Source organism: Halanaerobium sp. (assembly GCF_003070835.1).
In genome coordinates, this window is record NZ_QBLR01000102.1 from 2,501 (window position 1) to 11,908 (window position 9,408).

The 9,408-nt window shown below is 36.0% G+C and carries 5 protein-coding genes and 2 pseudogenes (1 of these 7 running past the window's edge); all 7 read right to left on the minus strand.

Annotation, left to right across the window (positions count from 1 at the left end; translation table 11 throughout):
- Positions 1-1,610: the 5' portion of a heavy metal translocating P-type ATPase gene (locus CI949_RS11115; RefSeq protein ID WP_290766473.1), read on the minus strand. Its footprint begins 988 nt before the window's first position; the window shows 1,610 of its 2,598 coding nt (coding positions 1-1,610); it begins with the start codon at positions 1,608-1,610; its stop codon lies off the left edge, out of view.
- Positions 1,611-1,623: 13 nt separating this feature from the next.
- A complete protein-coding gene (locus tag CI949_RS11120; RefSeq protein WP_005584884.1) occupies positions 1,624-1,998 on the minus strand; it encodes a metalloregulator ArsR/SmtB family transcription factor in 375 nt (124 codons plus the stop codon).
- Positions 1,999-2,314: 316 nt separating this feature from the next.
- A pseudogene (locus tag CI949_RS20930) lies at positions 2,315-2,875 on the minus strand (zinc ribbon domain-containing protein); the annotation flags it as partial.
- Positions 2,876-3,098: 223 nt separating this feature from the next.
- Complete coding sequence (locus CI949_RS11130; protein WP_290766488.1) at positions 3,099-3,785, minus strand: ATP-binding protein; 687 nt, start codon at positions 3,783-3,785, stop codon at positions 3,099-3,101.
- On the minus strand, positions 3,778-5,250 hold the full coding sequence (gene istA, locus CI949_RS11135; RefSeq protein WP_290766490.1) for an IS21 family transposase: 1,473 nt from the start codon (positions 5,248-5,250) through the stop codon (positions 3,778-3,780). The genes CI949_RS11130 and istA overlap by 8 nt, the downstream gene beginning before the upstream one ends.
- Positions 5,251-5,598: 348 nt before the next feature.
- On the minus strand, positions 5,599-8,331 hold the full coding sequence (locus tag CI949_RS11140) for a phospholipase D-like domain-containing anti-phage protein (protein WP_290766492.1): 2,733 nt from the start codon (positions 8,329-8,331) through the stop codon (positions 5,599-5,601).
- 11 nt (positions 8,332-8,342) lie between these two features.
- Positions 8,343-9,408 (minus strand): annotated as a pseudogene (locus tag CI949_RS11145) (DNA methylase); the annotation flags it as partial.

A 9,408-nucleotide genomic window follows, 5' to 3' on the forward strand; every position in this document is an offset into this window, starting at 1 on the left:
CCAATCCCTCCGAAGAAGCCCAATGGTATTGAAATTACTAACGCACATGGACAAGATATAACTAAGAACACTAAGGCTCGATATATCCATGTAGAGAAAGTTGCACCGGGGATCACCAATGGAGGTATGATTGCTAAGGCTAATGCTCCAAAGACTACAATCGGAGTATAGAAACGGGCAAATTTTGTTATAAATTTTTCTGCAGGAGCCTTCCTACTGCTGGCATTCTGAACCAGATCCAAAATTTTAGATACAGTTGAATCACCAAAATCCTTTGTTACCTCTATTGTCAAAACGCCATTTTTATTAATGAATCCGCTCAATGCATCGTTTCCTGGCTCGAGTTCACGAGGAACAGATTCCCCTGTTAACGCTGCAGTGTCAACCATTGAGTTTCCTTCTATAACCTTGCCATCGAGGGGAACTTTTTCTCCTGGCTTAACAATAATGATGTCACCTATGTTTACCTCTTCAGGAGATACTTTCCTGATCTCATCGCCAACTTTAAGATTTGCATAGTCAGGACGAATATCCATCAAAGCACTTATTGATTTTCTGGAGTGACCTACAGCTATATCCTGAAACAATTCACCTACCAGATAGAACAGCATAACTGCTACACCTTCTGGATACTCTCCAACGAAGAAAGCACCAATGGTAGCAATACTCATCAAAAAATGCTCACTGAATACCTGACCGCGGGCAATACCTTTTATTGCTCTTAAGACAACCTCTCCACCAACTATGATATAACTAATAATAAACAAGGTAAGCTCAAGCCAATTTTGGAAATTAAAGATGATTCCCACGGCAAATATTGCTCCACCGACCACAAGTCTTATGATTTCTTTTTTGTTGACACCTTCTTCTTCCTCTTCGTTATTTTCGTTTATTTTGGTCTTGGAGTTATTCTCCTCAAAAATGACCTTTACATCTGGCTCTATTTTCTTTACTATGCCTTCAATCTTCTCATTTAACTCAGAGCGGTAGACTTTCGGACTTATTTCCAGTGTTAGTTTCTTCGAAACAAAATCTACTGCAGCAAATTCAACTCCTTCTAGACCGCTTATTTCTTTTTCCATTTTAGCTGCACAATTCGCGCAGCCAAGTCCTTCAAGCATTACTATGCTTTTGTTCACCTTTTTCTTCTCTGCATCAACTATTTTAACATCCGGCTCAAGTTTATTTACAATGGATGTTACTTCTCCAAGAATTTTACCAAATTCCTTTTTATCGACCGCTTCAATTGTCAGCTTCTTAGATACAAAATCAACGGTCGCACTATTTACTCCTTCAAGGTTTTGTGTTTGAGCTTCAATCTTTGCAGCACAATTCGCACAGTCAAGTCCTTCAAGTATTAATACTTTTTTATTGCTCTTGTTAACGGATTTTTCTTTCACTACCACATCCGGTTCGTGCTTGTGCACTATGGTTTTAACTTGCTGTAATGTATTCTTATACTCTTGCTCTGATTCAGTTTCTAAAGTCAATGTCTTGTTCATGAAGTTCATATAGGCTTTGACTCCATTTAATTTATTAACCTCATCTTCAATTTTAGCTGCACAATTTGCGCAATCTAAACCTTCTAAAATTACTTCCTTCTTTAACATTACTGACCCTCCTTTACTTACTTTCTTCTGAAATATGAATTAATCCCTGGTCAAATATTTGCTTTACATGTTCATCTTCAAGAGAGTAGAATACAATCTTTCCTTCTCTTCTGCTCTTTACTAGTTCAGCCTGCTTTAAGACTCTTAGCTGATGTGAAATTGCTGATTGGGTCATATTTAATAAGAATGCAATATCGCAAACGCACATCTCTGATTCATCTAATGCCCAGAGTATCTTAATTCTTGTTGAATCTCCAAAAACTTTAAATAGTTCTGCTAGATCATATAGAGTTTCTTCTTGAGGCATTTTTTCTCGCACTTTATTTACAATTTCCTCATGTATTACATCACAGTCGCATCTTTCAATTGGTTGAATTTTTTTTGCCATATTTATATCACCTCCTTATCATTCAATTGAACACTTGAATAAGTTTTCATATATATTATAAACCTCAATTCTCCGTTTGTCAATAAAAACATATGAGTAATTGTTCAAGTGTGTTTATCTTTTAGCTTTAAGGTCAAGACCGCCACCTCTAAGCGCAGCGTAGGTGGGTTTTAATCAGGTGGAGTAGACTCTCCATCTGATTCCCCGATGTTTCAGCTTGCTGAAACGAGTTCACTTATTAGATTATCCCCAAGTATAAATAGAAAAGAACCGCCCATCAAGAAGTATTTCTCCTCAATCGGCGGTCAAATTCGTTTTATTTTTCTATATCAATTTCTACACCAGATTTAAATTCAATAGTTAGTTTATCATCATAGACCGTTATTTTCTCTATAAGTCTCCTTACTAGTTGCTCATCATACTCCTCAAGGAGGATGGATTATTCATTAATGAATTTTTCCATATCTTCTAGCCTTTGCTTGGAGCCCTTTTTGCCAGCTTCTTCTGCTAAAGCCTTATGCCTTTCCTCTCTGAGCCTGTAAATCTCATCGGCTATATCGTTATAATCTTCTTTGGAATTGGCCAGCCTCAAAAGGTCTTTTTGTAATTCCTCTAGCTTTTTATCTATCTCGGAAACAATATTATTGTCCGTTTCACTTATCACTGTTTCTATATTTTCCTTTAAGGTAATCAAAAAGTCATCTTTTTGCCCAAGTAGCTTATTAATTGCATCCACCGTAGCTAAGCCTATCATGTCCTCTTGTACAGTTCGAGAATGACAAGCTAACCCTGTATTCTCAAGCCTACTGACACATCTCCAAACAATCGATTTTTTGCCTCTGTTATTCCAATGAACTCTACGGTATATTTCACCACACCGTTTGAAACTGCGACTTTTTGCACGAAGCCCCACGCCCGTTTCCGGGGCGAAAAGTGGTAGAGATTTAGACCCCCCTACCCCAGAAACTGCAGATAATCTCAAAAGTTAAGTAATTCTTTAGTTTTCATGAGATTTTTTGCATCTATTTAAAGCCGTTAATCGGCATAGTTTTCAAATTTGAGTATTAACCCTTTTCTAGAAAAGAGGCGAGTGTTTTAATTTATCTGTCAGTCAAGCGAATGATCTGACAATTTGCTGTTATTCTATCTAACAGAGTCTGGCAAAGATGTTTGTCTTCCACTGCATCTAACCATGCAGATATTTCACGATTGGTAATAAAAATGATACTTCTTGTTTCATTAAGAAAAGTAACTGCTCGATAAAAAGCCTGCAACTCTGAGCTGGTTGGTTCTAGATAAAATACATCATCAATAATAATCAAGTCGCATTCCCGCATATAGGAGAAGGTTGCTCCCGCTTTTGGGTTTATATCTTTGTTCTCTACAATAGATACAAAAGTGTCAATGGATGTATAGTAAGTTTTATGTCCATTGTCGATCACTGTTTCTCCAAGATGAACTGCAAGACTAGTTTTGCCTGTCCCGCATTTACCAAGAAGAATAACGTTTTGTTCTTCATTGAGCCACGTCAGATGGGATAATTGTTTTATCTGCCATTCCAAACCTTTGTTTAAATTCGATAATTCAAATACCTTGTTGGGAAGTTTGCTTGCCCTTCTTAGCTTGATCTGCTTTTGTCTGGCTCGTATCTCTAGTTCTTTTTGTAATATCATCTGAAGATAATCTAGATTGGACAGTTTCTCATCATTCAAATCAATATATCCCCTGGCAATATTCCATAGATCTAGCTTCTTAGCCAACTCGCGAATTTCAGTTATATTAGCCATCGATTTCCCTCCTTATCTCCTTGCTACGTGTCAGATGGTTGAAATACTGTTGATTTGGTAAGAACTTCTTTGCTATCTGCTCACCATGCTTATACATTATGTAAGCCAAAAGTTCATAGGCATTGCAGCGTTCAGTCTCAATACAGTATCTTATCCCATCAAGCATTTGCTCCATCGAATAAAACTTCGTCATGCGATTTAAGCGAATGCAATGGCTATTAAAATATTTTGGTTGTTCCTGTTCCATCCGCCGTATAAATTCCTGAGCGATTTCATGCTCTGCAAAATATTGTTTTATAAGAGCATGAGAAACCCTGTTTCTGTTATTATTTCCTTCAGGTTTGAATATCTGTCCAGTATCTTCTGTTGCTGGATACTTAGCTAATAATTCATTAGTATCAGTATCATAAAATAGAAGTATTTCACCATCATCCTCTATACGTATGCGTTGATATGCATCCATCACACCGACATCAATCTGATAACGATTCCCTTTATAGCTGACCACTCCATTGGAATCAAAGGATGCTACAGTACTTGATACCTCTGAATATGGTTTAACATGAATCAGCTGTTTTTGTTCTTCAATAAACATTTCTCGTGGCACTTTTCTAGTCACAGTATGAACTCTCCCGTTGCCTTCTCTATCCAACCATGCAAGAGCTGCACTGTTAAGACTGTCAATTCCGGTGTACATCCTTCCCTCTAGAAAACTTTGCTTGGCATATCCAATTACCTCTTCTACCTTGCCCTTACTCTGAGGGTCTCTTGGCCTGCATAATGAAACACTGTAGCCGATACGCTTTACATATTCTTCAAAGGCCGGTACGAATATGATATTCCCAAGATTTTCGCTTACTACATAGACCCGGTCAAGATCATATAGAATTGTCTGAGGACTTCCTCCAAAATACTGGAAAGCATAATTGTGAGCTTTTATAGCTGTATCGGTCGTGAAGGGATCCGGTGAAAAGTAAGCAAATTTCATTCTGCTATAACTCAGAACCATGCAAAAGAAATATACCCGCACAATTCTTCCATACATATCTTTAAGTTTATATTGACCAAAATCAGCCTGTGCTTCATATCCTGGTGGCGAGACTTCACGTGGTGAGATTTTCCGCTTACTGGTATGTTGATACCCGTGCTGTTCCCTTAGGGCCTTCATATAGCGATAAAAAGTAGCTCGTTTAACTTGTAAATCAGGAAAGGCTTCAATTAATTTAAGATAAATATTGGTATCTCGGATTTGTGGGCATATTTTCAATTGCTCTAATATGTACTGTCGATAATTATCCATATGATACTTTTCCTGCTCAGCTTCCCTAGCATAATCCTCTTTGCTCATATTCCAGTATTTACTGACAGAAGTATAGGTGATCCCCAGCGCTTTAGCAGTTTTGGTCTGGGCGAGTCCGAGTTCTTTGTATTCTTGGATTTTTTGGTATTGCTCGATACCAATCATGTTTTTCCTCCTTTAGTTTATTATTAAAGCTAGAATACATGTACCAACGCAAACATAGGCATCACCTCCCCGGATGCTTTTTCACTAAAATAAGGCTTTTGGGTCATTTACTGACTTCAAAAGCCTTATTTATAACTCAATATTAAATTATTATGTTAACATAGCGCTTATATATTTGGTAAGACAATAAATCTGGTATGTTCATATAAGTCGAATTTTTTGAAATATTGTTCTCCTTTAATATTTGTACTTTTATACAACAGATTAGCTCTTGAGTCAGTCTAGAAGATATCTAATTATCTCTCATATATACAATCTTGTATGGTGTACGGTCAGAACAGTAAATCATTATACATTCATACACCTTATCCAGCCCTTCTTGAGAAACTCTCTCTTCTCTTTTTTATCTAATACCTCCGAACAACTTTCCCAATCTATATGTTCAACTCCCATATTGTACCTATTCTCAAATGGATGTTTTTCGGGTACATTATCTATTATCTCAAGAGCCTTCTCTTGCTCTCCTATGGCTACATTTATCCATACATCTTCGAGAACATCTGGCAATTGTCCAAATACATTATATATATTTCTTAATCTCTGAGATAATAAGTTATGAACCCTGTCTTCTACTGAATCTTTATATCTCATATTATAGACAAAAATAGTATCATGCACTTGTCCAATCCTTTGTATTCTCCCTTTCCTTTGCTCTAATCTTGTAGGATTCCAAGGTAAGTCAATGTTAATTAATGACCCAAGAGTTTGTAGGTTTAAGCCTTCACTTGCAGAATCTGTTCCAACAAGTATCCTCAAGTCTCTACTTTTTACCATTGCTTTTAGTTCTTCTTTTTCTTTTCTCTTAAATACTCCATCTATAAAAATACCAGACTTATCTCCTCCTGCATACAAGCCTATAGTTTCTCCATCAAACTCCTTTGAAAGATTCTCAGCTATCCATTTTGCAGTATCAAAGTATTGAGAAAATATAATTGTACCTCTTTCAATCCAATTTTCATCTCGGAGTAACTCCACTGTTTTATCATACTTAGGGTCTGTAGCCTCACTGGTTTCAAGAGCTCTTACATACTTTTCTAATAGTTCTGTTTCCATAGGTGTAAGATTTTTTATATCAGATTCTATTTTAACTTCTTCTTCTTCATCTGATATCTCCTCCGATATTTCATCAAAGGATGTATTCCAACTATTCAACATTTTTAATCCTGTGTTTTTTCCTGCTTCTATAGAGCTTCCTATCCTCTTTAAAAGCAATGTTTTCAAAAAACCAGAGCTTTTTGACCTTTTTCCAAGTTCTATACAAAAGTCTTCAGCATATTCATATGCTTCTTTTAGGTAAGATGATAATACAAGAGCCTCATCATCATCTTCTCCTCTAAGGTCAACATCTATCCTCTTTAAATATGGTTCATTTGTTTCTGGATTTATAGTCTCTTCTAAGTATTTACGCTCTCTTCTAACAACATGTCTTATATAAGGATTATATTTTGCATAGAAGTCCCCAGTTAGTAATACTCCTATTCTCTGAGCTTCTCCCCTGGTTAGTTCTATAAATGATTTCTTATACACAAACTCATGGTCCTTCATACCTGCTTTCATTCTAAGGGAAGCAAATGTGGCATTTTCATGGGCTGGTGGAAAGGGGTTTCTTATCCATTCCCAATTTTCAGGATTAAAAAACTCCATTTTTTCTTTTCCCATGATTAGGTTTAAACTATAAGCAATTTTACTTCTCTTTCTCCAATAAGAAGAAGCACTTCCGAGAACACTATCATTCTTTTGGGATAATATATTCAGCAAATCCCATAGTTCTATTGGATACATTTGAATTGGAGTAGCTGTTGCAAGTAGCATACTTTTGGTTTTAGCTGATGCCTCTAATAAGAATTCATATAGATTATTAGGGTCAGGACTAAGGTGTTCCTTTCCTTCTCCTAAGTTCTTTCTTCTGGCCCTATGTGCCTCATCCACAATAATGCATTCATAATCCTTGCTTAATAGGTGTTCAATAATCGGTGACTTAGCAACAATTAGACCTTGAGATATGATACCTACTCTACGGGGACATTTTTTTATATCCTCTAATCCACGATTAGGATATTCAAAACCATTTTCATCTACCCAAACTTTACCATTCCATACAGCTGATGGCATATCTAATAGTGTATTCATTTCATCTTGCCATTGCCATATTAGGGTTTTGGGTACAATAATGAGTATAGGTTTATCTCCATACAGAGCCATTAATTGTGCTGACATAGCAAGTTGAATTGTTTTTCCAAGTCCTACTTGGTCTGCTAATATATATCTTGCACCATGGGATTTCTTATGGTCCCTAAAAGCTAAATCTACAAAGTATTTTTGATGCTCCCATAGTCCTAAGTGTTCTCTGTAAACAGGAGATTCCACTGCTGTACTTGGGACTTCTACATCATCTTTTTCTCTCCATTCTTCAACACTTTCTATAACTCTACGCTCCGAAATCCTTTTTATATCTTCTATTACAAAATCAGATAAGGGTATTGCTGATTTATCATTCCATAAGGCATCAAACTCTTCCTGAACCCAATCTACAGCTTCTTTAGAATCGTCTTCCCATACTAATTCATAATTTAAATCCCAACCAAATTTAGATTCATTTGCACTGCCTAAAAAAGATGTCTTAGAGCCATCTGTCATAGTAATTACCCCTGCTTTTCCATGAATAAGTCCAAACTTCTTATCAGGTAACACTCTCACTTCCATTTTTCCACTGGACAATAGTTCATATAACTTTTTAAACCTATGAGATGAACCTGGGAGTTCCTCAGGCTTAAAATCGCACCACTCTTTTCTCATGGCATTCTTAGCAAGTATAGCTGTTTGAACATCCCTTTCATCTAAGCCTGAATTACATATGACTTTAACTTTCCCTTCTATTTTTTCTATTTCTTCACCAGCTACTTCAAGAATTGAAGAACTAAAATATCCAGCTATTCTATCGTATGATTTAGCGTTTTTTAGCTTTTTATTTAGAAGAGAGCCTGATAAAGACTCTCTTCTTGAAGAATATCGATTAATCATAGATTGCACCCCTATACTCCATCATTTTTAAGTGCTTCTCTTAAAAGTCTCGCATTATAAGCGTGTTCCTTCCAATGTTCCATGTGTCCTATATATTCTATTCTTGATACAAAGTTCAATAGTTCTATCATTATAGGCTTCTTATACCAATATTCATTATTCTTTTGGAATGTAGATTTTAGATAAGTTAAGCCTTGAGCAGTGGAATTAGATTTACCAACTTCATTGATAGCTACTAATAGATGCCTTGCTATAGTAGAACCAAACCCTTCATCACCAATAAATTTCATCTTAAATTCAGAAGGTGTCATAAACCTTGCTGAATTGGCTCTAAAGCTTTGAAACATATTTGTATAATCTTTAACTCCAAATCCTCTTGCTAACTCCTGATAGTCACCAACTTTATATATATTGTTCATTTCAAGTTCTAAGCCTCTAACAAAGAATCTTTCTTCTTTAGATAAGTCTCTCCATATTAACTTATCAAACCCATCAGGAATTAAATAATCATAGGCTATATTTTGAGCCTTATTAATAAGCTCTTCTATAGGATTTTCTTCTTTACTGTCCCTTGGTTGACTTAGCCAATAAGGGATGTCTATACCTTCAATGTTCTTATAAGTCGTTATAACTTTAAGGGCAGCTGCATATGAAGCAAGAAGAAAATCTGCGTCATTGAAGTCTGGGTCTTCCTTATCATTTAAATCCTTCATAGAATCTATTATTGATTCTACCTCATCCTTGATTTCATCATATAGTTCGTCTCTATAGATTTTTTCTTCAGAAGTTTGTTTCTTTAAAGTTAATAAAACCGTTCCTGAGACATAGTTTCCTTGCTTAAGGCCACCAGATTCTGTTTCAGTAGATATGGTCCAGGCAGATATAACCCTTAACCCTGCTGACCAAAGTATCATTGCAAGTTCTGACCAAACTTTCACATCTTGATGGGTAAACATAACTACCTGTGTACCATTATCAGGCATATGATTAGATAAATTTTTATATATTTCTATCATATTTTCATTAAAACTTTGTCCTACTCCTCTTACTGCAAGGATTCTCTTAGAATCTGTATAC

Bases quoted from the DNA above. Each gene is read 5' to 3' on its own strand.
- istA (WP_290766490.1), bottom strand. From the start codon at position 5,250: ATGATTGGTATCGAGCAATACCAAAAAATCCAAGAATACAAAGAACTC.
- CI949_RS11140 (WP_290766492.1), bottom strand. From the start codon at position 8,331: ATGATTAATCGATATTCTTCAAGAAGAGAGTCTTTATCAGGCTCTCTT.
- CI949_RS11120 (WP_005584884.1), bottom strand. From the start codon at position 1,998: ATGGCAAAAAAAATTCAACCAATTGAAAGATGCGACTGTGATGTAATA.
- CI949_RS11130 (WP_290766488.1), bottom strand. From the start codon at position 3,785: ATGGCTAATATAACTGAAATTCGCGAGTTGGCTAAGAAGCTAGATCTA.